Source organism: Flavobacteriales bacterium, assembly GCA_019694795.1.
Classification (GTDB): domain Bacteria; phylum Bacteroidota; class Bacteroidia; order Flavobacteriales_D; family UBA2798; genus UBA2798.
On the sequence record JAIBBF010000003.1, the window covers coordinates 1 to 25,180 of the forward strand.

The 25,180-nt window shown below is 39.7% G+C and carries 18 protein-coding genes; 11 read left to right on the forward strand and 7 right to left on the reverse strand.

Annotation, left to right across the window (positions count from 1 at the left end; all coding sequences use genetic code 11):
* From K1X56_02140 to K1X56_02155, 4 genes are all read left to right on the forward strand, one after another.
* Positions 1-1,061, forward strand: a 1,061-nt coding sequence (locus K1X56_02140) for a quinol:cytochrome C oxidoreductase (protein ID MBX7093492.1), incomplete at its 5' end; no start/stop codon positions are given.
* 30 nt (positions 1,062-1,091) lie between these two features.
* Complete coding sequence (locus tag K1X56_02145; protein ID MBX7093493.1) at positions 1,092-2,354, forward strand: cytochrome c oxidase subunit II; 1,263 nt, start codon at positions 1,092-1,094, stop codon at positions 2,352-2,354.
* A gap of 37 nt (positions 2,355-2,391) precedes the next feature.
* The gene (locus K1X56_02150) at positions 2,392-4,200 is read left to right on the forward strand and encodes a cbb3-type cytochrome c oxidase subunit I (GenBank protein MBX7093494.1); all 1,809 of its coding nucleotides are present in this window, start codon (positions 2,392-2,394) and stop codon (positions 4,198-4,200) included.
* A gap of 51 nt (positions 4,201-4,251) precedes the next feature.
* Positions 4,252-4,878 (forward strand): hypothetical protein, encoded by a 627-nt coding sequence (locus tag K1X56_02155; protein MBX7093495.1) that lies wholly within the window; start codon positions 4,252-4,254, stop codon positions 4,876-4,878.
* Positions 4,879-4,918: 40 nt separating this feature from the next.
* Here the strand turns inward: K1X56_02155 and K1X56_02160 are convergent, their stop codons facing one another.
* From K1X56_02160 to K1X56_02185, 6 genes are all read right to left on the reverse strand, one after another.
* Positions 4,919-5,596: a TonB family protein gene (locus tag K1X56_02160; protein MBX7093496.1), complete on the reverse strand. Its 678-nt coding sequence runs from the start codon at positions 5,594-5,596 to the stop codon at positions 4,919-4,921.
* A gap of 62 nt (positions 5,597-5,658) precedes the next feature.
* A complete protein-coding gene (locus K1X56_02165) occupies positions 5,659-6,045 on the reverse strand; it encodes a VanZ family protein (GenBank protein ID MBX7093497.1) in 387 nt (128 codons plus the stop codon).
* A gap of 1 nt (position 6,046) precedes the next feature.
* Positions 6,047-6,424 carry a glycine cleavage system protein GcvH gene (gene gcvH / locus K1X56_02170; protein MBX7093498.1) on the reverse strand — a complete coding sequence of 126 codons (378 nt, stop codon included), beginning with the start codon at positions 6,422-6,424 and terminating at the stop codon, positions 6,047-6,049.
* A gap of 37 nt (positions 6,425-6,461) precedes the next feature.
* Complete coding sequence (gene sprA, locus K1X56_02175; protein MBX7093499.1) at positions 6,462-13,835, reverse strand: cell surface protein SprA; 7,374 nt, start codon at positions 13,833-13,835, stop codon at positions 6,462-6,464.
* Positions 13,836-13,844: 9 nt separating this feature from the next.
* Complete coding sequence (gene ruvA / locus K1X56_02180) at positions 13,845-14,417, reverse strand: Holliday junction branch migration protein RuvA (GenBank protein ID MBX7093500.1); 573 nt, start codon at positions 14,415-14,417, stop codon at positions 13,845-13,847.
* Entirely contained in the window at positions 14,417-16,696 is a 2,280-nt protein-coding gene (locus K1X56_02185; protein MBX7093501.1) for an NADP-dependent malic enzyme, read from the reverse strand. Before K1X56_02185 ends, ruvA begins: the two co-directional genes overlap by 1 nt.
* Positions 16,697-16,796: 100 nt before the next feature.
* Here K1X56_02185 and K1X56_02190 point away from each other — a divergent pair, with 100 nt between their 5' ends.
* Entirely contained in the window at positions 16,797-17,507 is a 711-nt protein-coding gene (locus tag K1X56_02190) for an NAD-dependent deacylase (protein MBX7093502.1), read from the forward strand.
* Here the strand turns inward: K1X56_02190 and K1X56_02195 are convergent.
* The gene (locus K1X56_02195; GenBank protein MBX7093503.1) at positions 17,497-18,261 is read right to left on the reverse strand and encodes a T9SS type A sorting domain-containing protein; all 765 of its coding nucleotides are present in this window, start codon (positions 18,259-18,261) and stop codon (positions 17,497-17,499) included. The genes K1X56_02190 and K1X56_02195 overlap by 11 nt on opposite strands.
* A 330-nt stretch (positions 18,262-18,591) precedes the next feature.
* Here K1X56_02195 and K1X56_02200 point away from each other — a divergent pair, with 330 nt between their 5' ends.
* The 6 genes from K1X56_02200 (at position 18,592) to K1X56_02225 (ending at position 25,093) form a co-directional block, all read left to right on the forward strand.
* On the forward strand, positions 18,592-20,502 hold the full coding sequence (locus tag K1X56_02200; protein MBX7093504.1) for an Omp28-related outer membrane protein: 1,911 nt from the start codon (positions 18,592-18,594) through the stop codon (positions 20,500-20,502).
* Positions 20,503-20,569: 67 nt separating this feature from the next.
* Positions 20,570-21,274 (forward strand): T9SS type A sorting domain-containing protein, encoded by a 705-nt coding sequence (locus K1X56_02205; protein ID MBX7093505.1) that lies wholly within the window; start codon positions 20,570-20,572, stop codon positions 21,272-21,274.
* A 140-nt stretch (positions 21,275-21,414) separates the two neighbouring features.
* Positions 21,415-21,933, forward strand: coding sequence for a TlpA family protein disulfide reductase (locus K1X56_02210; GenBank protein MBX7093506.1), 519 nt, complete (start codon positions 21,415-21,417; stop codon positions 21,931-21,933).
* Between the two features lie 19 nt (positions 21,934-21,952).
* A complete protein-coding gene (locus K1X56_02215; GenBank protein MBX7093507.1) occupies positions 21,953-23,590 on the forward strand; it encodes a hypothetical protein in 1,638 nt (545 codons plus the stop codon).
* A gap of 11 nt (positions 23,591-23,601) precedes the next feature.
* Positions 23,602-24,501 carry an Omp28-related outer membrane protein gene (locus tag K1X56_02220; protein MBX7093508.1) on the forward strand — a complete coding sequence of 300 codons (900 nt, stop codon included), beginning with the start codon at positions 23,602-23,604 and terminating at the stop codon, positions 24,499-24,501.
* A complete protein-coding gene (locus K1X56_02225) occupies positions 24,494-25,093 on the forward strand; it encodes a PorT family protein (protein MBX7093509.1) in 600 nt (199 codons plus the stop codon). The genes K1X56_02220 and K1X56_02225 overlap by 8 nt, the downstream gene beginning before the upstream one ends.
* Positions 25,094-25,180 lie beyond the last annotated feature (87 nt).

Genomic DNA, 25,180 nt, shown 5'->3' on the forward strand with positions numbered 1-25,180 from the left:
GGGCCAACCTTCTGGTGAATGGATTCTTTTTCTTTGCAATTGCAATCGCTGCATTATTTATGCTGGCACTGCAATATGCAACAGAATCAGCATGGGGTGTAGTAACTAAGAGGGTATATGAGGCAGTAATGTCCTATATTCCGGTAGGTTCTATTTTCCTTCTGATTGTATTAATTGCTGGCTCACTTCACTTGAATCATCTTTATCATTGGATGGACCCTGAAGTAGCAAAGCATGATGAATTGATTGCAAACAAAGGAGCATTTCTTAACCTGCCTTTCTTTTGGGTAAGAACACTGGTTTACATCGCCACGTTTATCCTGTTTGCACGTTCATTCAGAAAACGCTCTTTACTGGAAGATCAGGTAGGCGGAACTGATATTCACTTTAAAAACTATCGCCAAGGTGCATTATTCCTTGTGTTTTTCGCAGTATTTTCCTCAACCTTATCGTGGGATTGGTTAATGTCAATCGACACCCACTGGTTCTCTACATTGTATGGATGGTATGTATTCTCCGGAATGTGGGTTTCAGCAATTATCGTTATTATTCTTACCGTATTCTATTTGCAAAGTCAGGGTCACCTCAAAGTGGTAAACGAAAGTCACATCCACGACTTAGGAAAATGGCTGTTTGCAATTTCATTCTTGTGGAGTTATTTATGGTTCTTCCAATTCATGTTGATTTGGTATTCCAACATCCCTGAAGAAGTAACGTATTTCATGTTCCGAATCGAGCATTATAAAGTTCCGTTCTTCCTGATGTTTGCGATCAACTTTGTGCTTCCAATGCTCTTCCTGATGAGCCGTGAATCAAAACGTCAGCGCACTTTGTTAACCATCATTGCCTTGGTGCTTTTCATTGGTCACTGGTTTGATACGTATTTGTTGGTTATGCCGGGAACCATGTTTGCCGAGCAGCATTATGGAATCCTTGAAGTTGGAATGTTCCTTGCGTTTTTAGGCTTGTTTATGTTTGTTGTACTTCGTGCACTTACAAAAGCACCATTAATGCCGGTGCATCATCCTTACCTGGAAGAAAGCATTCATCATCACATTTAATTCATTTAGCACCTTAATACACGACATATCATGGTTAAGCTTTTCATTGTTCTGATCATTCTGCTTGGGATTATCACTATTGCACAGTTGATGAGGGTTCTCGAGCTTTCGTCAGATCTTAGGAACAAAAAGGAGGAAGAAATTTCCGAAGGAGACAACAAACTGAATGCAAATCTCATGTTTGCGTTTATGATTTTCTTTTTTGGTTCCTTTATTTGGTTGATGGCTAAATATGGTGGAGGATCTTTACCTGTAGCTGCATCAAAGCATGGTGCTGAAACAGATTGGTTATTGAAAATCAATTTTGCAATTATCATTCTGGTGTTTTTTGCAACTAACTTTTTGCTTTTCTTTTTTGCAAACCGTTATTACTACCGTAAAGACAGAAAAGCGCTTTACTACCCGCATAATAACAAGCTAGAGTTATTGTGGACCGTTGTTCCTGCCTGTGTACTTGCCGTGATTATCATTCTTGGTTTGAAAACATGGAATGATATTACAGCCGAATCCGATCCTGAAGCTATTCGCATTGAATTATACTCTAAACAATTCGAATGGGTGGCACGCTATTCTGGAGATGACAATCAACTTGGAAGAAGTGATTTCCGTTTGGTTAGTCCTGAAAATCCACTCGGTGTACAAACCAATGCTACAATTGATTCTGCCATCGTAAGAATCGAAAAAATGATTGTAGATCTTGATTCTGCTTTAGCACATAACGAGAATCCCCGCACAACGGCTGATGTTATGACTGATGCTACTGCTGCAAAAACAAAAGCGAAAAAAGAACGAATGATGCGTCACCTTAAAAAGGTGATTGAACTGAAGAAGACCATGAACGCTGATCTTGATAAAATGGCCAATGACGACCGCGTTATCAAATTGAAAGAAATTCATTTAATCCAGGGTCAGGAATATGAATTCCTGTTCAGATCGCAAGACGTAATTCACTCAGCTTATTTCCCGCATTTCCGTGCACAAATGAATACAGTGCCTGGTATGACCACCCGTTTCAGAATTACTCCAACTATTACTACAGATAGTATGAGAACGGTTACCGGAAATCCTAAGTTTGATTACATTTTGCTTTGTAATAAAATTTGTGGAGCAGCGCATTACAACATGCAAATGGTAATTAAGGTTGATAAGCCTGCAGATTATAAAACATGGTATGAAGCTCAACCTATTTTTGCTGGAGCGCCTGTTGCTCCGGTAGAAAATTCAACTCCGGCAGATAGTATTCCTGTAGTGGCTGCAGATACTGCAAAAGTTGCAATGGTTGAAGGACATTAATTAAGAAGAATCAGAATCACAATTATACTGAGAGAAAATGGCAGAAGTTAATCACTCAAATGGAAATGCTCACCACGATGACGCGCATGGTCATCACCATCACAAAGAGCATTTTATTACAAAGTACTTTTTTAGCCAAGATCATAAAATGATCTCCAAGCAGTTTTTATTGACTGCAGTTTTTATGGGGGTTGTTGCTATGATTATGTCTGTATTGTTCCGTTTACAATTAGGCTGGCCAAATCAGGAGTTTGATATTCTCAACTTCTTTTTAGGAGATAAATGGGCACCGGGCGGAATCTTAGATCGAAACATGTACTTGGGTCTGGTTACCCTGCACGGTACAATCATGGTATTCTTCCTGCTTACTGGTGGTTTAAGTGGAACATTTAGTAACCTCTTAATTCCCTTACAAATTGGAGCAAGAGATATGGCCTCGGGCTTGTTGAATATGTTGTCTTACTGGATGTTCCTTGTTTCTTCTATTATAATGATTTATTCATTCTATGTAGAAACCGGACCAGCAAGTGGTGGTTGGACAGTTTATCCTCCATTAAGTGCCCATGCGGACTTCATGCCTGGTTCAGGATTAGGAATGACACTTTGGTTAGTTTCTATGGCCATTTTCGTTGCATCTTCTTTATTAGGTTCATTGAACTATATTGTTACGGTGTTGAACCTTCGTACTAAAGGAATGAAGATGACACGTATGCCGTTAACCATTTGGGCATTCCTGGTAACTGCAATTCTTGGGGTGTTATCATTCCCGGTTCTTCTTTCTGCGGTGTTACTGCTTATTATGGACCGTACTTTCGGAACAAGTTTCTACTTGTCTGATATCATAACCGCTAATGAAGGTATGTTAGATGCAACGGGAGGTTCACCAATTTTATACCAACACTTATTCTGGTTTTTAGGTCACCCTGAGGTATACATCGTTTTATTACCTGCATTAGGTATCACTTCCGAAATCATTGCAACGAATGCCCGTAAGCCAATTTTCGGATACAGAGCGATGATCGGATCAATTTTAGCAATTGGATTCCTTTCGTTCATTGTGTGGGGTCACCACATGTATGTAACGGGTATGAATCCATTCTTAGGAGGAGTGTTTGTATTTACAACACTTTTAATTGCCATTCCTTCGGCGGTTAAAGTATTTAACTACCTGACTACACTCTGGAAAGGAAATATCGTTTATACACCCGCGATGTTGTTCTCCATCGGATTGGTATCTACATTTATCACTGGTGGTTTAACAGGTATCATCCTTGCCGACTCAGCTTTAGATATTAATGTACACGATACTTATTTCGTAGTTGCCCACTTCCATATTGTGATGGGATTATCTGCAGTGTTCGGTATGTTTGCCGGGGTTTATCACTGGTTCCCTAAAATGTATGGTAAAATGATGAATACTAAATTGGGTTATGCTCACTTTTGGTTAACCATCATTTGCGGATACGGTGTATTCTTCCCAATGCACTTTGTTGGATTATCCGGTGCACCACGTCGTTATTACGACTATACTTCATATCCAATGTTCGACAGCATTCTTGATTTGAACGTAATCATTTCTGTTTCTGCGATTATCGGTTCACTTGCACAAATCATTTTCTTGTTCAATTTCTTCTACAGTATTTTCCGCGGAAGAAAAGCAAGTCAAAACCCTTGGAAATCGAATACACTGGAGTGGACCACACCGGTGGAACATGTACACGGAAACTGGCCTGGTGCTATTCCGGAAGTTCACCGTTGGCCGTATGATTATAGTAAACCAGGTCTGGCAGATGATTATTGTCCTCAAACCGTTCCTCTTAAGGATGGTGAGGAAGAAGGTCACTAAGAATAATATTTTCCTTATAAATGTCCGTACTTTTGTACGGACATTTTTTTTATGTATTTGCGGCTGACCATCTTTTTATATTTCATTGCTATTCCATTCTGCAATGCACAATTGATGGATAGTATTGCGCGAAGCTTTGAAGAAAAACCTAGTCTTTATTTTAATTACGGATCACAGTATTCCTTTATTTCAAATAAGCTAGCCACTATTTCTAATTTTAAGATTGGTGTAGATTATTCCGGAACGTTTAAACTAGGATTAGGTTTTAATTGGTTATCTAAAAAATATAAGGAGCGCAATCGTTTTTTGGAAGCGGACATGCGCTTATCCCAATTGCACATGTATTACTTTTCTGCATTTGCAGAATATACATTTTTCAAAACCTATCATTGGGAAGCAACTATTCCCGCACAAATTGGATGTGGTTGGGCAAATTACAGTTACAGTAATTCTTCTAATGCCAATGTTCATTCAGCGAATAAGCTATTTGTTTTGTATGAACCGATGATGACTATTCAATACCGCTTTTTGAAGTATTTTGGAATAGGTTGTGGAATAGGATATCGATTGGTGGTAATCAACAGAACGGTAATTGAAGAACAAATGACGTCACCACTTTTTGTATTAAAGAGCAAGTTATTTGTTGGGGATTTATGGCGGGATTTCACAAAAAAATAGGGATCCGAAGACCCCTATTTTCAATTGAAATTATAAGCGATTAATTCAATTTGAAATTGATTGGTAATGTAAAGCGGGAACTTACCGCTCTTCCGCGTTGTTTACCAGGTTCCCATTTCGGCATTGATCTTACTACACGGATAGCTTCTTCATCGCAACCGGAACCGATTCCGCGAAGAACGCGGATATCACCTACTGTTCCATCTTTAAACACTACGAACTGTACGAATACTTTTCCTTGTACGCCTGATTCGCGTGCCATTTGAGGGAATTTCAGATTGTCTTGAAGATATTTTTTCAATGACTCCATTCCGCCTGGGAAAGAAGCTTGTTCTTCTACAACGTCAAAAATTTCTTCTACAACCGGGGCTTCTTCAACTTTTACATCGAAAATTTCAACTTTATCGTTAGCGTCTGTTTCGTTAACGGTAATTTGATTTTCTTCAACTTTAACATCGTCATCTTTAATTTCAATGTCAGTCATAATTGCCGGTGGCGGTGGGGGAGCCGGTGGTGGTGGTGGTGGTGGGATGTCCTGTACAGTTTCATCCATTAAGTCGTCGTTTTCTACCGATTCATTTGAGGCTGTATATTTTTTTTCATATACAGTGTATTCAAACGCAGAAAGGGTAAAACCTAGGGCGACTAAAACTCCTAACATCATAAGCGAAGTACGCTTATTCTGTATGTTGGCTTCTTGACTTTTCTTGATTTCCATACGCTGAGGTATTGAATGGTAAATTTAAGTTTATTATCTGTACACTGCAAATGCAAAATGGTTCACCATGATAATTCTTTTCCATAAATCAAACGGAATAAGCTGATTCCCAAAAGGCTGCCGGCCACATCGGCCACTGCATCCTGCCAGTCAAAATGGCGTCCGGTAGAAATGAGTAATTGAACGGTTTCAATAATCAGTCCGTAGACAGACCCAATGATCAAAGCATACACCTTTGAATGGTAACGCAACTCAGAATACCTGTATTGTCTTCTAAATCCAACAATGATGAATAAACTCAATATGGCAAATAGAAAAATATGAATGGCTTTATCGGCAGAAACAAATGCCCACAAAGTCGCATCAGGTAATTGATCTGATGGAGAAGCGCAGAGCAACAGAATAAAAATTGCCCAGGAAATGCCTAAAATATTGCATCTCCAAAACATCTTAACCTAGCAGCTCTTTGTATTGCGAATCGCTTAACAGTTCGTTGACTTCGGATGAATTTGATAGTTTCACTTTAATCATCCATCCATCTCCGTATGGATCTTTATTTACAGCGTCGGGATTTCCTTCCAATGCAGAATTTACTTCTAAAATTTCTCCACTTACAGGCATAAATAAATCGCTCACTGTTTTAACAGCTTCAACAGTACCGAATACTTCTTCTTTATTCAGTGTTTCTCCACCGGTTTCAATTTCTACATAAACGATATCGCCAAGTTCACCTTGAGCAAAATCAGTAATGCCTACAAAGGCAATGTCTCCTTCTACACGGATCCATTCGTGATCTTTTGTGTACTTGAGATTAGCAGGAATATTCATGTTTCTTGATTTTTGCCAAAAGTAGGATTTTTTTAAATCACAAAGTGAATCTGATGGCAATACCTGCATTAGTATTTGCAGTAGGGAAGGAAGTTGATACAACAGGTCTGTTCAGTACTTTGTCGTAAAAGAAACGAACAGTCAATTTCTGGTTGATGGCATAATCTGCAGATGATTTAATGGAAATCATTCGCTGACCAGCTGTGGCCTGATTTTGGTTTTCCACCACTTTACGGGTGTATGTTACGTTGTTGCGAATAGAAAGGTCGATACGGCAATTTAAATCGCTTTCCAGAGGCTTATTCCCGATTTTGAATGGAAGTTTTACCTGGTTGAAACGATAGCCGGAACCAACCACAAATTCATTTCCGCGGATTTCCGTTACCTGATTATTTACCAAACTCAACGATAAATTGCGGTCTCTTTTGATTTCGACTTTAGTAATCAATCCACCAGGCTTCCCTTTGTTTTTTAAATTCCAGGTCATGTCGATGTTGATCAGCGGACTGAATTGCTCGGAAATCGCAATAATGCTGATTTGTTTTGGGTTGATAAAGTTACCTGTAATATCGGTAGCGTTTAGATTTCCATTGGCGTCTTTAGTACCTAATAAGTTGGTAGTATAATTTGCGATGGTCATGGTTGATCTGTAACCATGCGAAATGGAGAATGACTTAAACCATTTTTTCATGAATTTAACTTTCGTCTTCGCCATAGGATCGAAGGTTACTCTCCAGTTAGGTAGTGGAGTCATGCCAAATGGATTGGTATGCGAATTAGATACGTTTTTCCCTGTGTATGCGGCCAGGAATGAAGCGATCATTACGTCTTGTTGTGTTCCACCATATCCATCTCTGTATCCAGGTTCGGAAGAACTTTGACCATTTGAATTTGAATTGGCTGATCCCAGTAATTGAGAGGCATCTGCCCGGTTATCGCGGAAGTTTTCAAATACAGGGGAAACATGGTTGTCTTTATTGGCAACAAAAGCAGTTTTCCAGGTGATAATGGACATTGACATCATTCCATTAGTCATTGGATTTTGCGCCGCATAATCTAAGAATGGGGAGCCGCCTAAGGTGTCCACCCACCTAAAGAAGGTGGTATAGTTTTCAGTGATATTTTTATCTGCATTCAATTCAATTCTGAATCCTGTGAGCGGTTCAATGGATGTTCTTGCAGATAAATTGGAATTGTGATTTGAAGTGTATTGAGTATTTAAGAATTGATTTTTTACAAGCCAGCCCTGGTCAGCGGCATAAAAAGCATAGTCGTTAAATCCGGGAGCCCATTCAGCTTCTCTTCCGAATAAATCTTTGTTTTGTTTACCAGAAATAAATCCGAATCCGGGAGCATTCCATGCAGCATCCATTCCCATCAGATAATTTCTTTGGTTGTATCCCGGTAATAAAATACCATCGGTTGTGCTATAGGTAAAAGAGAATGTTTTTACACTCATCAACACACGTGCAATGTTTTCACCTACGGTGAAAATAGGTTCCCGTTCTTTCTTGTTTGTTTTGGTTGAGTCTGAATTATTTTTATCTGAATTATTATTCTCCTCAGCTTTTCCATTTTTACCTCGACCACCTTTTACTGCTTCTTTACCCCCATTTTTACCTTTTCCGCCACCTCCACTTTGAAGCTTGGTGTTTACTTTTTTCAGGTAAGGAACTTTATTGTAAAGCGTGGTCATGTTAAACTGTGCATTCCAGTTCACATTCCGGGAATTTTGGATGGTATTTCCTAGAGTGTCCTGACCAAATGCTGCACGTTGCCAATCGTAAGAGGTGCTGTAACGGGTAGTAACAGTTATCCAATCCAGAATTGGAATTTTATTGATGGGCCATGTGACATTTACATTGGCAGTATGATTGTATTGTTTATTGATACCGAATGTTTTTATGCTTTGCATCACACTATCCTTGAATACCTGATATTCGTCGCGGTATTGTTTGTCAACACGACCAATAGGTTCTCCGATAACACCGTTGTTGGTAGCATTAAAATCGAATTTGATGTTTTTGGTGAAGTCATATTTTAAATCATATGATCTCACCCAGGTGAAGTTCTTGTTATAGGTTGGGAAAACAATGGCATCAAAATTATTCCGGATTTGATTGGCATTGTAGGAGCGATTTAAATCTGTTCTGAACGCAATTAATTTCGGTCCTTTAGAAATATTAATATCCTTAATCAGCGTAAACCATTTTGATTTAGCCATGAATTTATTTTGCTTAAATGGCTCCCAGGCTTTTGGTGTAGCGTTATAGGTGTAATTTAAACCACCTCGGATAGTTTTGTTGATGTTGTATTCGGTATTGATATCTCTTTTGAAAATTTCGCTGTAGGAATAGGTAAGACTGACATTTTCTACATCGTAGAAGTGAGCTTTTTTTCCATTGGCTCTTTCTTTACGGACATTCGTAAAGTTCATACTTCTCCTTCGGGTATAATCGATTACTTTATCTTTAGAAATCGCTTTTTGATCTGAAGGAAGCTGATCAAATAGAATGTCCGGATTTAAAGGATCGTATTGGGGTTTAATGACCGTTTGCGAATAGCCCAGGAACATCGGAATTTTTAATCCCCATTTATCCGGGAAGAATTTGCCCATTTCAAAAGATGTGGATCCGTCCCAACCGTAACGGGTATCGCGTTGTCTTTCGCTAACCTTTTTTTCGATGCTTCCCCAATAAGGAGTACTGTAATTACCGGAAATGGCTACTTGTGCAAAATCTGCGAGATTTGCATTCACTCTTCCAATGGCAGCCCATCCGCCATGCTGATCGAAATCGGTGAGTCGTAATTCGTTAATCCAAACTTCGAAACATTTTGGATCGCCTAAATCTGTTGTAGAAAATTCGTTGCTGTTTTTATTCGGATTGCGCACACCGACCATTACCACTTTTAATCCCTGAAGATTCGGATTACCTATAATTTTCATTAACCGGTCGGGATAATTCGGGTCATGGATGGAGTACATCTGATTATTGGCCATTAGTCCCGCCAGCACTTTTGCATTTCTCTCCAATTTTAATTGGCGGAATAATTCGAACTCAATATCAATCTCGTTGGATGCCGGCCAAATATCCGTATCTACCGAAGCTCCCCAATTGGTCATGGTTAATGGCAACTCATATTCATAGTAGTTATCTGTGAAATCAGTTCCCATTCTAACGAAGAGGGTTACATCTTTACTGTTGGTTACTTGTTCTGTTAATGATGAAGTTTCTGCATGAACGAACATTTTCAAACGTTTGTACGAGCGGATATCAAACGCTACATTTCTGTAACAAGCACGTGCATCTCCATCTTCGAGTCCGCATACATCAAATGCCAATGATTGCTCATTCAGATTACGGAGGTTGGCAGTGGCTACATCCACCTGGCGGTTAATTCCCGGAGGTAGTACATAGGGTATTGGAACGCGGTTTCCGTTTTCTTCGATGTTTACTGCAAATAAATTGAAGGTGGTATTGGAAGGATCATCCTGAATATATTCTCCCGGTTGTAATAACGATTGCTGATAGGTTCTCCACTCACCGCGAATCATTTCAAGACGTGCAAAGCGTAAAACAATAGGGGTAGTGTGGTTTTTAACGAACATCCGGATAAAGCGGATTGAACGGAAATCTGAAATTCCATTGACCACCTTTTCGTATTTGCGAATCGGAACTTTAAACTGGTACCAGGTGATTTGTTTTGTTGACCCATCCGGTAACGTAACATTCTTTGTGAGCTTGTCGGTGATGAAGTTTTGACCAACGGTCATGTCTTGCGGACGCAAACTGATTTTATATTGGAAATAGGATTCAGCTTCGCTCAGGTTATTATCCTGATTGATATCTTCCACATTAGGAATGGTAGAAGCTGAAGTAGGATAACCATCCGCATTTAACCCCTGAGAAAATTCATTGGTTGGCGAGTTTCCTTCGTGACCATTGTATCTTTTGTAGCGCTGAATAATATTTAATTGGGCAGCGTCATAATCATCATCGCGATAATAATTATAGTCATCATTCGAAGGGTCGTTGATCAGCGCATCTTTAGCTGATTGTGATAATCCGGAAGAATTTACCCATGCTACATATTGCTGGAAAAATTGTTGTTCCTGCGCATCCGGTAATCCGTCTAATCCAACATCCTGACGAAGTCGCACGCTCGGGTCGGAAGAGTTTTCAAATGCATTTACGATGGGTTGGGTGGTAGCTACAATTCCCCAGGCAGTTGTATCCAGAATAGAGGGATCAAAAACATCACTTGTGGGCAAACCATTTTCGAAACTTTTTCTTGAATCGGCGAGAATATCTTCTGAAACATTTCCAAGATTGAAATACAAATCACCACCCGTGGTGCCATAATCACTTACTGCATCCACGTTGAATGGATCCATTAACCAAAACTGGATGAATTCAATATTTGCTGCTTCGAAATCGGTCGTTTGGAGCTGACGCATAATTCCTCCCCAGCGAGATCCCGGATCGGCTAAGGTCCCATCGTTTAATAATCCTGCAGAATATGCCGAAGCTGCTGTATCGAAATTGTATGGTCCTCTTTCATTCGGCCAGAAAGAAACATCGAAAACCGCAATGTTGGTGGGTTGACCCTGTGCTAATTGTCGATTCGGAAAAACCTCCTGCTCAAAAATCTGACGCATGGTGTGATTAGATTGCATCGGGGAATTTTTGATATGATCCGGAGTAAGGTTGTTATTGTTATAGAACAACGGATCTACAACGTGCCAGTTAAATAAAGCTCTGTTTTTACCGTAATCTCTATTGTTGGTTAGACTTGCTTCCGGAAATAAATCTGGTTGTCCTTTAGGAACACTTGCCAGATGCCACATGGAAAAAGAACGGATATCGATAGCAGATTGTGATCCTTCAAAATCGTCGATATACGAAATTCCGTTAATGGCTCTTGCAGTTCCGGGAATAATGGTTGCATATTCCGCTGATGCCGTTACTACTGATTTTTCTTTGGTGGAGATCAATGGAAGTTTATCTACCAAGCGAGTGAGAAGTGGGACTTCTTTTTTGAAACTTCCATCAACACCTAACATGGTATTGCTTACAGGTTCATCACCAATATTTATTTTTTGTGTAAGCGGACGCTCTGTCATATTCAAAACGGTTCCGCCAACACTGATGTCTTTACTCAAGCGATAGTCGAATCGTGTTCCGATCATCGTTTTAGTAAGCATGCTAAATAATGTATTACTCTCAACAGAAACTTTAATGGGAGTTTGTGATTCAAGTAAGCCCTGATTAATTATTCGCACTCTTCCCAGGTTGTAATCTACGGTATAATCGGTGTTTTCTACAAGTGTTCTGCCACCTGCGGTGACGGTAACTGCGCCTTGAGGAATGTTCAGTGCGTTTAATGAAATTTCAGAGCTGGTAGAAGATTGATATTTCCCTTTTAGTTTAAAGCGATTTAATTGAGGAATCTGTTGTGCGGCAGTTTTGGTGGAATCGTATAAGGGTTGATACACGATAGTGTTTACGACATTAGGATCAATGCCGGCGGCCAATAATTTATTTTTCAGTGTCGTTCCAAATGGTTCAACGCTGGTAAAAATTACACGACCATTCACCGGGTTTATAGTACCACCTCCATTTGCCTTATTTCCTGTAAAGGTTAAAGGCATAAAATCGAAAACCCCATCCGGAAAAGGATTGTTGTTGGGGTCGAATTTATCCATGTTTAAAATCTGGATGAGCGGTTTATCATCCACTCCCGTTTGAGGAATGAAGTTGACATCTACAGATGTAGCAGGATTATTATACCAAACATCTAATCTGAAATTGTCTTTGTTTACCTGATAAGCACCAATGGAATAAATGTTTTTCATCATTAAATCCCAGCGTTTAAAGCGTGGATTTGTAACGGTACCTTTCAGTAATTTTAAAATCAATGCTTCCTGACCGGCAACACCATCGGTGGAAAACTCACCCACCTGGAAGGTTTGTCCCTGATACGTGTACTGATAAGCTACAGCGAGAACCTCGTCGTTATTTAGCGGTTGATTTAAAGTGATGAATCCGAGTAATGGATTGTATTGGTATTCCTGTTCGGTCAGCTTTCGCGAGTTCTGCACTTTTTCATAATGTACCGATTGTTGGAATGGTCCGGGAGAAGTGATGACTGAATTTAAAGTTGCAGTTGCATTATTGAAACCGCGAACGCCGGAGTTATTTGCTGCAAAGGCGTAAATTCCATTGGCGGAATTGTTTGGCAGCGTTCCGGAAATAGAACCGGGACTTCCCTCCAACACTGAAGTTTCGCCGAGGTCGGCAAATGCGATGATGTTCCGTGTATTGTCGACCGTGTTATTTGTATTTGTAACCCAAACTTCAATTCTGGTAATGTTAATTTGAGAAGCAACTTGTGGCAATGCCATCATGGCATTATCGTAACTATTTCTGAAATGATGAGCAAGGAAATAGTGTTTGTTAGCCTCGTAATTATCGGCAGTGATTTCGAAGGTGCTTACCTGTGCTCCACCCGAAACCTCTACTTCCGTACGCTTACCTTTCTGCTGCGAGAATACGGTTGTGGCAGTTAATTTCCCGAATTTTAATTGGGTTTTGATACCGAATAATGACTGACTACCCGTAATGAGCGAACCTGATAATGGTAATTGAACGTTACCGGCTTCAATACTTTGAATGATTTCATCTTCATCGCCTTTGTATTCGAGTTTCATTTGATTTTCGAAATCGAAGGTGGCTTCTGTATTGTAGCTGGTATTGAGTTTAAGTTTGTTTCCAATGGTACCAACCACATTCAGCTGAATGCGCTGGTCGAAATCGAACACTGTGATTTTTCTTTGCTTTTCCGGTATTTGAGGATTTTCTGTTTTTGAAGTATTGATTCCAAATCTCAACTCAGCTGTTCCCGAAGGTTTAATGTCGATAAAATTACTTCCAAAGATTCCTTCCATTCCTTTTACATTTAGCGTAGGAATCGGGCTTTTGGAAGAATTGCTAGGAGATAGTTCGTTATCTAAGTCTTGCCAACCTTTTTTCAGCGCATTTTCCATGTCGTAATCGATGTACTCCTCGAGCGTCATGCTTTGTCCGGGTTGGTAGGGAACACCGTTACTTAGGTTGTAGTTGAAATTATAATTTCCTGTAGTAGGATCGTAAACTACATTGTTTTGAAGGTTGAGAGGATCCTGCAGGTTGATGTTGCTCGAATTGGGAGCATTTGGATCTCCCTGGGGATAAATGGGGAAGGGCAGGTTTACAGTTGGGGAATCGAGGGCAGAGTAAAAATATTCAGCATCACCCTCACTTACAAGCATTAACTCATCTATACCAAAGGTATAACTTGCGATCAAAACAGTCGCAAGAATGCCCAGGAAAGGCAATGCTTTCAGTTTATTTTTTCCTTTTGCCGCCACGCTGTGGTATTACATATTTTTCAAAGCCAGTTTAATTAACTCTTCAACGGCCAGATTATTTTGTGAAGCTAATACTTTATCAATTCCTTTTTCTGCGGTTGACTTATCAAATCCTAAGGTAACAAGAGCCGACAAAGCCTCTTGGCGCACGGCGGAGCCTTGATTTCCAGCTGATAAGTCTAATTTTTCCAGTTTTCCGGACAGGTCAACGATGATTCGTTGTGCTGTTTTTCCTCCAATTCCTTTTATTTTTTGAAAGGCAGAAACATTTCCTGTACCAATGGCAGTTTGTACTTCATCGGGTGTCATGGAGGATAAAACCATTCGGGCAGTGCTTGCTCCAACACCGGAAACATTCAGCAGTGAGCGAAAAACCGATCGCTCTTCTTTGGATTTAAAACCGAATAATATATGTGCATCTTCACGAATCACCTGGTGGGTGAAAAGAAGAACGTTCTCCTCATTCCCTAATTGTGTATAGGTGTTGAGAGATATATGAAGGAAATACCCAAGGCCATTACAATCGATTACTACATAGGCAGGATTTTTTTCAGTCATTCTGCCCTTAACGAATTCGTACATTATTTTTTGCTTTTGGTTTGAGCGTCGAGAACGGCGATTTTTACCATGTTTACAATTTCACGAACCGAACATCCGATTTGAAGTACATGGAATGACTTTTTCATACCAAGCAGGATGGGTCCGATAACCTCGGCATTGGTCATTTCCTGAATCATTTTGTAGGCAATGTTTCCAGCCGACAAATTCGGGAAAATGAACGTGTTTGGTTTTTTTCCATTGAGGTCGGAAAAGGTGAAAAACTCTTCCAGCAGTTCCTGATTGAATGCAAAATTGGCTTGCATTTCACCATCCACCACCATGTTCGGATGTTCTTTATGAAGAATAGAAACAGCTTTCCGCATTTTTTCCGGATCATCACCATTGGCAGATCCAAAATTGGAATACGAAAGCAGCGCAATTCTCGGATTGATTTTAAAGTTTTTTACCGCCTTTGAAACCATCAGTGTGATATCAACAATTTCTTCGGCAGATGGATTATGGTTCACAGTGGTGTCGGCAAAAAACACGGGACCTTCTTTTGAAAAGATTACATACATTCCAGCAACACGTTTAACATCTTCTGCGGTTCCGATAATTTGCAAAGCAGGTTTAATGACCTCTTTATAGCTTCGGGTAATCCCGCTGATTAAAGCATCTGCAGCACCCACCTCTACCATCATTGCACCAAAGTGATTTCGCTCACGCATGATTTTTTGTGACTCAAACAAAGTCATGCCTTTTCTCTGGCGTTTCTTAAATAACAACTCGCCATATTTCATTCTGCGTTCCTGTTCGGAAGGATCGCGGGGATCTATTATTTCGGCCTCTTCAAGATCCAATGAATATTCTTTAATAAGGCTTTCTATTTTTTTACGGTCTCCAAGTAAAATCGGTATTGCGATTCCTTCTTCAATTGCTGTTTGAGCCGCTTTTAAAATTTTATAATTATCGCCCTCTGCGAAGACTATCTTTTTAGGGTTTTTACTCGCTTTTTCGGTGATATTACGAAGCAGTTTATTATCGTGACCCGTTTTCTTTTTTAGTTCCTCGATGTATAAATCGATGTCCTCAATTGGCTCGCGCGCCACACCGGATTCGGAAGCGGCTTTTGCCACTGCAGGAGCAACGGTCCATAATAAACGTGGATCTAGTGGTTTGGGAATAATGTTTTCTTTTCCGAATGAAATGTTTTTTTCGCCATAAGCTTCATTCACTTCTTCCGGAACAGGTTCCTTGGCTAAGGATGCAATAGCGCGTACTGCAGCCAGTTTCATTTCTTCGTTAATGGTGGTTGCTCTAACATCAAGTGCTCCTCTGAAAATGTAGGGGAAACCAAGTACGTTGTTTACCTGATTGGGTTGGTCGGATCTCCCTGTTGCAACAATAACATCTTCGCGTACAGCACGTGCATCTTTATATGAAATTTCAGGATCGGGATTGGCAAGTGCAAATACAATCGGATTTTTTGCCATGCTTTTAATCATCTCACGGGTTAGAATGTTCCCTTTTGATAAGCCTAAAAACACGTCAGCATTTTCCATCGCTTCCGATAGGTCAGCTACTTTTTTACTCGTTGCAAAATATGATTTGTATTCATCAAGGTCTTTTCTTGATTTTGTAATAGGCCCTTTGGAATCGAGCATGATTACATTCTCTTTTTTAGCACCTAATGCAATGTAAAGTTTTGCGCAAGATATGGCAGCTGCTCCGGCCCCGTTAACAACAATCCGTACTTTTTCAATCTTTTTACCTGCGAGCTCAAGTGCATTTAATAAGGCTGCACTGCTTATAATTGCCGTACCATGCTGGTCGTCATGCATGATAGGAATATCCAGCTCTTCTTTCAGCCGTTTTTCTATTTCAAAGCATTCGGGAGCTTTAATATCCTCCAGATTAATTCCACCAAAAGTTGGTGATATTGCTTTTACCACCTTAACGAATTCATCAACGCGGTTTTCAGAAATTTCGATATCAAAAACATCAATATCCGCATATATTTTAAAGAGCATTCCCTTACCCTCCATGACAGGCTTTGAAGCTTCTGGTCCAATATCTCCTAAGCCCAGCACCGCTGTTCCGTTAGAGATTACTGCCACCAGATTTCCTTTGGAAGTGTATTTGTACACGTCTTGTTTTCGCTTGTGAATAGCCAAACAAGGTTCTGCCACTCCGGGTGAATAAGCCAGGGAAAGATCGCGTTGCGAGGCGTATGGCTTGGTGGGAATTACTTCAATTTTACCTTTTCGTCCTTGCGAATGGTAATCGAGTGCTTCCTGTTTTTTGAATTTAACTTGCGTCATGAGTGGTTCCGGGTAAGAACGGTAAAAATAACAATTTGGATCATATGCCCTTCAATCAATATTTGGCACGATTGGCAAAAATCTTATCTTAACGCCTTGGATGAAAAAGAAACTTGTCGTTTTCTCTGGAGCTGGTATCAGCGCTGAAAGTGGTTTAAGGACCTTCCGCGACTCCGATGGTTTGTGGGAGGAGTATAATGTAATGGATGTTGCTACCCCAGAAGCCTGGCAAAAGGATATGGCGCTGGTTTTAGAGTTTTACAATAAACGAAGGGTCCAGATTTTAGAGGCCAATCCAAATCCGGCACATCACGCTGTGAAATTGCTGGAGGAGAAGTATGATGTTACCGTAATTACCCAAAATATTGATGATCTGCATGAACGTGCGGGTTCATCTCATGTGGTTCATTTGCATGGAAATATTCGCTTTGCCCGAAGCACAAATCCATCCGACGCTGATCGTTTATACCCGATAAAGGGGAATCATTTAAACCCGGGGGATAAATGTCCGGAAGGTTTTCAGCTTCGGCCCCACGTCGTTTGGTTTGGCGAAGAAGTTCCCTTATTGCCCGTAGCTCAAAAAATCGTAGAAAGAGCGGACTATTTAATTATTTCAGGCACTTCTTTAACTGTATATCCAGCAGCTAACCTGATTTATGCCGCTAATTATAAATGCAAAAAGTATCTGGTGGATCCCGGGTCCATCCATGTTACCGATATCGAGAACCTTTCCTTTATTAAAGAAAAAGCCAGTCTCGGGTTACCGAAACTGGCTGAAATGTTATTAAAGGAAGAAGTGATTAACGGCTAATAACTAATCTTTTAGTTGAAACAGCTTCTCCGTTGCGAACAATCGTTACAAAGTAAATTCCGGTAGCTAAATCTTCAGCGTTTAAGTTTACGGTTCCTTCCTGACCATTCAGTGAAATAGATTTCTTGCGGGCACCAATCATATCTGTTACGATCAATTGCTGTTCCTGGGCAATGCTGTTGAATTGATAACGAATCATTGCATTTGAGTTAGCAGGATTTGGCCAGATATTAAATAGAGCAGGACTCGCATCCACATCATTTACACCTACACTGGATGAAATGTTGAAAGTAACATCTACATAAACGGAGTCGTTAACGTTATTACCATCAAAGGCAACAAAACGATAGGTAGAAGTTCCTGTAGTTCCATTGGGCTTGTGGTAAGCGATCAATTGATTAGGCGCATACGATGAAGCACTTGCTGTTACGAAATCAGCATAGGCACCGTCGGATGGTAAAGGGAAAATTGGTTTTACTCCGGCGTTCATCGGGGGATAACAAACTGTCCAGCAAAAATAGTTGATGGAAGTAGGTACCACTGTTACCTCGTAGCGTTTGATTTTGATGTTTTTTGAAGCGCCACTTGTATTCATTACCTTGATATAGGTATCTAATTCGTAATCGGTATCAATACCTGTTAATACAACTTCGGTACCTGAGATATTGGCGTTAGACTGGTCGTGAAATTGAAAACTCTGAGCATTTGCTCCAAATGCAAACAGGAATGCTGATCCAAGTAAAAGTGCTTTCATAATTGTGTTTTTTTCAAAAATAATCATTTATCCTTCAGTTTTTTAGTCCGCCAACAAGGTGAATAAAGGTAGGAAAGCAAGGCAAAAGCCCCTTTTTTAATTTCCTTTACTCAGGAAACGGCCAGTATTAAGCTTTAAACGGTAAGATTTTTGAAATGTTTCCGGTGCTGATGGATTGGCTGCATTCGAAATCAAAAAATTAGCTTCCCAAGTTTAGGACTTCAATTTTACCAAAACTAGGATTCAAAGAATCTGGCCAATAAAGGCTGTTTTAGTTTTTTTTTCTCTTCTTTTTCCTTAAAATTTGTCTGCATCAAAAAAAACAGGAACATGAAAAAACTATTACTATCTGTAGGTTGTGTGTTGGCTGCATCGGTTTCATTTGGCCAAACCACAATTCTTAATGAAGATTTTGAAGGAGGAGCTCTTCCTTCAGGATGGCAAAACACGCACTCCAGTCCTTCTGTGGGATGGGAGTTTGGTAACGCTTTAGGTTCAACCTATTGGGCTGTTCCTACACATACCAAATATGCTGCATCAAATGATGATGCGCACGATAACAGTTCAATGACTGCAAATGTTGCTGATAAAGACCGTTTGGTTACCACCTCACTTGATTTAAGCGCATTTTCTGTTGTTTTCTTAAAGTATGATGCATATTTCAATGGAACTTATGGTTCAGTTGCAACTGTAGAGGTTAGTACCAACGGAGGAACTTCCTGGACAACTGTTTCTACATTAACCGGTGTTGACGGTGCTTGGCAGGAAGATTTAGTAGTAAATCTATCTGCATATGCAGGAAATGCTAACGTATTGGTGGCATTCCGTCATAATGATAGCGGACAATGGGCATCTGGTTTTGCAGTGGATAACGTAAACATCTACTCGCCTGCTGCTAACGATGTGGCTTTAACTGACCTTTCTTATACTCAGTACGTAGTTGGTCCATCTAACTTGTCTATTACAGGAACAATCACTAACCTTGGTTCGAACACGATTACTTCTGTAGATATCGACTGGAATGACGGTTCTGCACACAATCAAACTTTCAGCGTAAGCATTCCGCCACTTGGAACGTATAACTTTACCCATGGTACACAATTAGCGGTTGCTGCCGGTACTAACTATAACATCACTGTTACAGTTACCTTAGGTGGTGATGCAAATACTGCAGACAACACAATGGGCAGAAATGTATACGGACTTACTTTTCTTCCTACTAAACGCGTAGTTGGTGAAGAAGGTACAGGTACATGGTGCGGATGGTGTCCACGTGGTGCTGTTTTCATGGATCAAATGGCTACTACTTATCCAAACACTTGGGTTGGAGTTGCGGTTCACAACAGTGACCCAATGACCGTAACTGCTTATGACAATGCAATTGGCGCATTAATTTCTGGTTATCCTTCAGGAGTTGTTGACCGTGATCTTTTGGATGTTGATCCAAGCGATTTCCCAACTGCCTACTCTCAATTAATTACCAAAGTTGCTCCAGCAAACATTGGTGTTACTTCAGACATTAATCTTGTTACTCGTGCAATGACTGTAACCGTTACTGCTGACTGGGCTGGTTCTTTCACTGGAATTGACTATCGTTTAGCTGCTATCGTAATTGAAGATAACGTTCACGGAACTACTTCTGGTTACAATCAAACCAACTATTACAGCTCAACTTCACAAAACCTTCCACTTAATGGTGCTGGTCACAACTGGCAAACTGAACCAAATCCGGTTCCTGCTGCGAATATGGAATATGACCACGTTGGACGTGCTTTATTAGGTGGCTTTGCTGGTCAGGCTGGATCTGTACCTAGCTCTGTAACTGCAGGATCATCTACTAGCTATACATTCAATCACACTCTTCCAACTACACAAAATGAAAACAACATTAAAGTAGCTGGTATTTTGATTGACAATGCTACCGGTAAAATCCTTAACGCTGCTGAGGCTGACCTCGTACTTGGAATTGCTGAGGACGCTGCTCCAAACTTTGACATGAATATTTTCCCTAATCCTGCAAATGATTTCGCAGCGATTAAATTAAATATCCTCGAAGCAGGAGAAGTTAACATCAGTATCGTAAGCGTAACTGGTGCTTTAGTTAGCAGCTTTAACTATGGTACTTTAAGCGGAGAAAACACATTCATGATTGATGGAAATCGTCTTGATGCAGGTATTTACTTCGTTAACGTTAATGTAAATGGTTCTGTAATTTCTAAGAAAGTGGTTATTACTCACTAATAGAAATAAATAATAATTGAAAAGGCCCCGGTTTTTGCCGGGGCTTTTTTATACCTAACTTTCAGCTATGAAAAATTTGTTTACAGTTGCAGGAATTTGTTTCCTACATATTGTATCCCTTGCTCAGGGATTCGGTGTAGATACAGTGTATAAGGATATTCATAAAACCACAACTTCGATTACACCCCCGCATGAATATTTTCAATTATTTAATTATTCCGGCGATGATATCCATATGCGCTGGAAAGTTAATCAACATTATACCTTTTATCCTTCTCAATGGGGAATTGCCATTCAGGATAATGTAACCTATCACAATCCCGCTCCCGACAGTGCTGATTTTTTATTACCTGCTGTTACGGGTACCATGGACAAAATAATCATCAATGTTTTTACAAATTCAACACCCGGTCATGGTGTTTTTGCTGTTGATTTAATTAATCTTGATTCCACCGCCCAACAAATAACAGTGTTGTTTGATATTTATATTACGGTTGCCACATCAATTACCGAAACAGAAAATTCGTTCATCGAATTATTCCCAAATCCATTCACCGACGTGATAACATTGAAAGCGAACCAAGAGTTGCCATCTCCTCTTTTCATTGATTTGTACACGATAGATGGTCGCCATTGTATTCAATCTTCTGTATCCTCAGGAAGTTTAAGTCAGGAATTAAATCTTTCGGAGCTACTTCCAGGGTTGTATCTTGTAAAAATTTCGGGCTATAACACTGATTTTGTTACATATAGAACGGTGCTTAAGAATTAAATTTAAAATAAAGACCCTCTATATTTTTAAATAGAAATAAAAGAATGTTTTGCATTATTAGAATCATAAAACGGCGCAATTAATTACATTTATACCTGTAGATGGCCTGATATTTGATTTTGAAAAAGAAAACGAAAAAAATGAAAAAGTTATTGATCCCTTTTGTTGCATTTTGCCTGATGGCTTTTACCCAGGTTGATAATGCTGACCTTGCTGTGAATGATAAAAAAGTTCCGTCCGTAAAAGTAAAAACACTGGATGGTGGAACGTTTGATATGGCAAATATTTCTAACGACGGAAAACCAATTGTAATTTCTTTTTGGGCAACCTGGTGTTCGCCTTGTAAAAAGGAACTTGAAAACATGGCTGAGGTTTATGAAGAATGGCAAAAGGAAACTGGCGTAAAAATTATTGCAATTTCTATTGATGATGCAAGAAATTCTTCAAAGGTTAAACCGTATATCATGTCGAAAGAACTTCCTTATGATGTATATATCGACGAGAATCAGGATTTCAAACGTGCAATGAATGTGAACAATGTTCCCCATACTTTTTTGGTGGATGGGAACGGTAACATCGTTTGGGATCATAACAATTATTCCGAAGGAGATGAAGAACATCTTTATGAGGAAATCAAAAAATTAGTAGGTAAACACTAAATTCCACCAATAGAGTTCAATGAAAAAATTTTTACTTGCCGCTTTATCATTTGGAGTAGCGGGGAGCATTCAAGCTCAAAGCAATTTTGGACAGGTAAGCGGAAACTTCGGTTTGGATGCGCAATATTATTTTGCAGACTCGCTGATTAATGCAAAAGAAGTACAAGAAAAAACAAGAATGAACTCGTTCGCGAATATCAATTATTCGCTTGGGAAATTTAAAGCCGGATTTCGTTATGAAGCCTATCTGAAACCATTACAAGGTTTTCTTCCTGGATGGGAAGGCCAAGGGGTGATGTATCGTTATGCTCAATTTACTGAGGACAAGTTTGACATCACCGTAGGTGGCTTTTATGAGCAATTCGGTAGCGGAATGATTCTTCGTACCTATGAAGAAAGAGCTCTGGGTTACGATAATATGCTTGATGGAATTCGCGTAAAATTTAATCCTTACAAAGGGATTTATTTAAAGGGTATTTACGGAAAACAGCGCTTGTTCTGGGAATTGGCTCCGGGAATTGTGCGGGGCGCAGATGCTGAAATTATCGTTAATGAAGTACTCGATAGTTTAATGGCAAATTCAAAAACCCGCGTAATTATTGGCGGTAGTTTTGTAAGTAAATATCAGGATCCTACGGATGTAAACTACATTATGCCGGCTAACGTTGGTTCATTTGCTGCACGGATGAATCTGATTCGTGACAAATGGAATTTAAGTGCTGAATATGTGCATAAAGTAAATGATCCATCCAACGATAATGGATACATCTATAAAGATGGACAAGGATTATTGATCCAAACCAATTATGCCACTAAAGGATTTGGTGTGTCGTTGTCGGCAAAATACATTGACAACATGAGTTACAGATCCAACAGGTATGAAGGATTTACCAATGTATTTATCAATTATAATCCTGCTTTAACCCGACCGCATACGTATAATCTTGCCGCTACTTTATATCCTTATGCGTGTCAACCCAACGGAGAAGTTGCATTTCAGGCGGATGTGAGTTATAAATTTAAAAAGGGAAGTTTGTTAGGTGGTAAATATGGAGCTTCCGTTGCAGTTAATTTCTCTTCGGCCAATGGTCTGGACTCAACAAAATACAATCCGGAAAATGATTCTGCGCGAAAAAGTTACACCGCGAAATTTTTTATGCCCGGTGCCAATAAATATTTCCGGGATTTCAACGTTGAATTTAAAAAGAAGGTAAGTGATAAGTTCAAATTTACTTTGATGTATGCCTATTTTGAATACGACATGGAAGTTGTACAAAATCTAATCGGTAAAGGAACAATCTATTCTCACATTGGTGTTGCTGAATTAAATTATAAAGTGAATAAGCGCAATAATTTAAGAATGGAATTGCAGCATTTATATACAAAACAAGACAAGGGAAGTTGGGCAACTGCATTACTCGAATATACATATTCGCCCAGTTGGTTTGTTGCGGTGTTAGATCAGTACAATTATGGAAATCCGGATGAACATCATCAATTACACTATCCTTATTTCACGTTAGGTTACATTAATAATTCATCACGTATCAGTATTGGTTACGGTAAACAACGTCAAGGTTTATTTTGTGTAGGAGGAGTTTGCAGAGCGGTACCTGCCTCGAATGGATTTATTATTTCAATTACTAGTAGCTTCTAATTTCTTGGGTCATGAAAAACAAATTAATTTTTACAGGAATTGCGGGAATTTTAATTGGCTTTTCTTCATGCGACAGAGTGGAGCAACCTTATTATGATATTGCTGCTTGTCCGCCGGTTTCATTTCCGGATACAAGTGGAACAGTGCGCAACATGTTGTTTGAGGAATTCACAGGACATACCTGTGGGAATTGTCCTTCCGGAGCCTATGATCTCAGAGAAGTTTGGCAGCCCTTATATGGAGAACGATTGGTGATCGTTTCTATTCACGCCGGTGCATTTGCCTATGTAGATGCTCCCGGTGGATACACAGCCGATTACACCACTGTTGCTGGTGAGGAATACAACACATTTTTTAATGTAACCGGATATCCCTCCGGAATGTTAAATCGTGTTCCTTATGCAGGAAGTGCTGTAATCGGGAAAGCGAACTGGGGAAATGCGTTTAACATCGAAGCACCGAAACCATTAGAAATTGATCTTCAAATGTATCTTGAATATGATTCAATTAATGATCCGTATTCATTGTGTGTTCACATGCGTTCTAAATTCCTGACGTCTAAAACGGGGACATATAACGTTGTGGGATATTTTGTAGAGGACAGTATTGTATCTAAACAAAAAAACTATCCCGGTGCACAAGGTGATCCCACTTATGCTAATCCATATGATGTAAATTATGTTCACCGTCACGTTTTACGTGATAATATTGGAGGAACATGGGGAGTGAACATGTGGAGCGGAAATGCATCGGCAGGAACAGATACAACCATCAGTTTAAAGTATAACTTTACAGCGCGTGATACGGTAGATTTTGATCATCGTAAACATCATTATTATTTTGTTGGTTATATTTTTGATTTTGACACAAAAGAAATACATCAGGTTATTGAGAAGAAGTTTATTGAATAAGACTTTTTTAATCCTGTTTTTACTTTTTAACTCAACGTCTTATTCTCAGGTTTCTTTTTCTGCAGGTCCCGTATTAGGCATACAGGGTAGTCAGCTTTCGGGCGACACTTATGCAGGTTATAACAAGCCGGGACTTTATGCCGGTTTGTTTGCCAATTGGAGTTCTAAAGATGATTATTTCTGGCAATTTGAAATAGCATTTTCTCAAAAGGGCGCAAGGCATATCCCGAATCCGGGCAAAGGCGATTACACCAGTTATGATTTACGACTGAATTATATTGAAATCCCCTTTTTCTGGCGCCCACATTTTAAAGGATTTACATTTGATGTAGGATTATCCTACGGCCGATTATTAGGCTATTCAGAATATGATCAAAATGGCGTTCGAAATCCTGTTCGTCCGTTTCGCAAATCTGAATTTGCCGGATTAATTTCTGCCGGATATAAATGGGGCGATCACTTTATTTTTTCCGTCCGTGCAACACGATCCCTGATTCCGGTGCGCGATCATCAATCAGCGCAATACTTTTGGTGGAATCCCGGTCAGATGAACTCGGTTTTGTCCTTCAACCTGTGTTACATATTGCTGTAATCACATTTAACACATTTTCCTAAAATTCGTTAAAGAGAAAATCTTTTTGGCTTTTGCGCGTTTTATATGTAAATTCAATAGCGTAAA

Coding starts and splice junctions, on each gene's coding strand:
- K1X56_02145 (MBX7093493.1), top strand. CDS start 1,092: ATGGTTAAGCTTTTCATTGTTCTGATCATTCTGCTTGGGATTATCACT.
- K1X56_02150 (MBX7093494.1), top strand. CDS start 2,392: ATGGCAGAAGTTAATCACTCAAATGGAAATGCTCACCACGATGACGCG.
- K1X56_02155 (MBX7093495.1), top strand. CDS start 4,252: ATGTATTTGCGGCTGACCATCTTTTTATATTTCATTGCTATTCCATTC.
- K1X56_02160 (MBX7093496.1), bottom strand. CDS start 5,596: ATGGAAATCAAGAAAAGTCAAGAAGCCAACATACAGAATAAGCGTACT.
- K1X56_02165 (MBX7093497.1), bottom strand. CDS start 6,045: ATGTTTTGGAGATGCAATATTTTAGGCATTTCCTGGGCAATTTTTATT.
- gcvH (MBX7093498.1), bottom strand. CDS start 6,424: ATGAATATTCCTGCTAATCTCAAGTACACAAAAGATCACGAATGGATC.
- ruvA (MBX7093500.1), bottom strand. CDS start 14,417: ATGTACGAATTCGTTAAGGGCAGAATGACTGAAAAAAATCCTGCCTAT.
- K1X56_02185 (MBX7093501.1), bottom strand. CDS start 16,696: ATGACGCAAGTTAAATTCAAAAAACAGGAAGCACTCGATTACCATTCG.
- K1X56_02190 (MBX7093502.1), top strand. CDS start 16,797: ATGAAAAAGAAACTTGTCGTTTTCTCTGGAGCTGGTATCAGCGCTGAA.
- K1X56_02195 (MBX7093503.1), bottom strand. CDS start 18,261: ATGAAAGCACTTTTACTTGGATCAGCATTCCTGTTTGCATTTGGAGCA.
- K1X56_02200 (MBX7093504.1), top strand. CDS start 18,592: ATGAAAAAACTATTACTATCTGTAGGTTGTGTGTTGGCTGCATCGGTT.
- K1X56_02205 (MBX7093505.1), top strand. CDS start 20,570: ATGAAAAATTTGTTTACAGTTGCAGGAATTTGTTTCCTACATATTGTA.
- K1X56_02210 (MBX7093506.1), top strand. CDS start 21,415: ATGAAAAAGTTATTGATCCCTTTTGTTGCATTTTGCCTGATGGCTTTT.
- K1X56_02215 (MBX7093507.1), top strand. CDS start 21,953: ATGAAAAAATTTTTACTTGCCGCTTTATCATTTGGAGTAGCGGGGAGC.
- K1X56_02220 (MBX7093508.1), top strand. CDS start 23,602: ATGAAAAACAAATTAATTTTTACAGGAATTGCGGGAATTTTAATTGGC.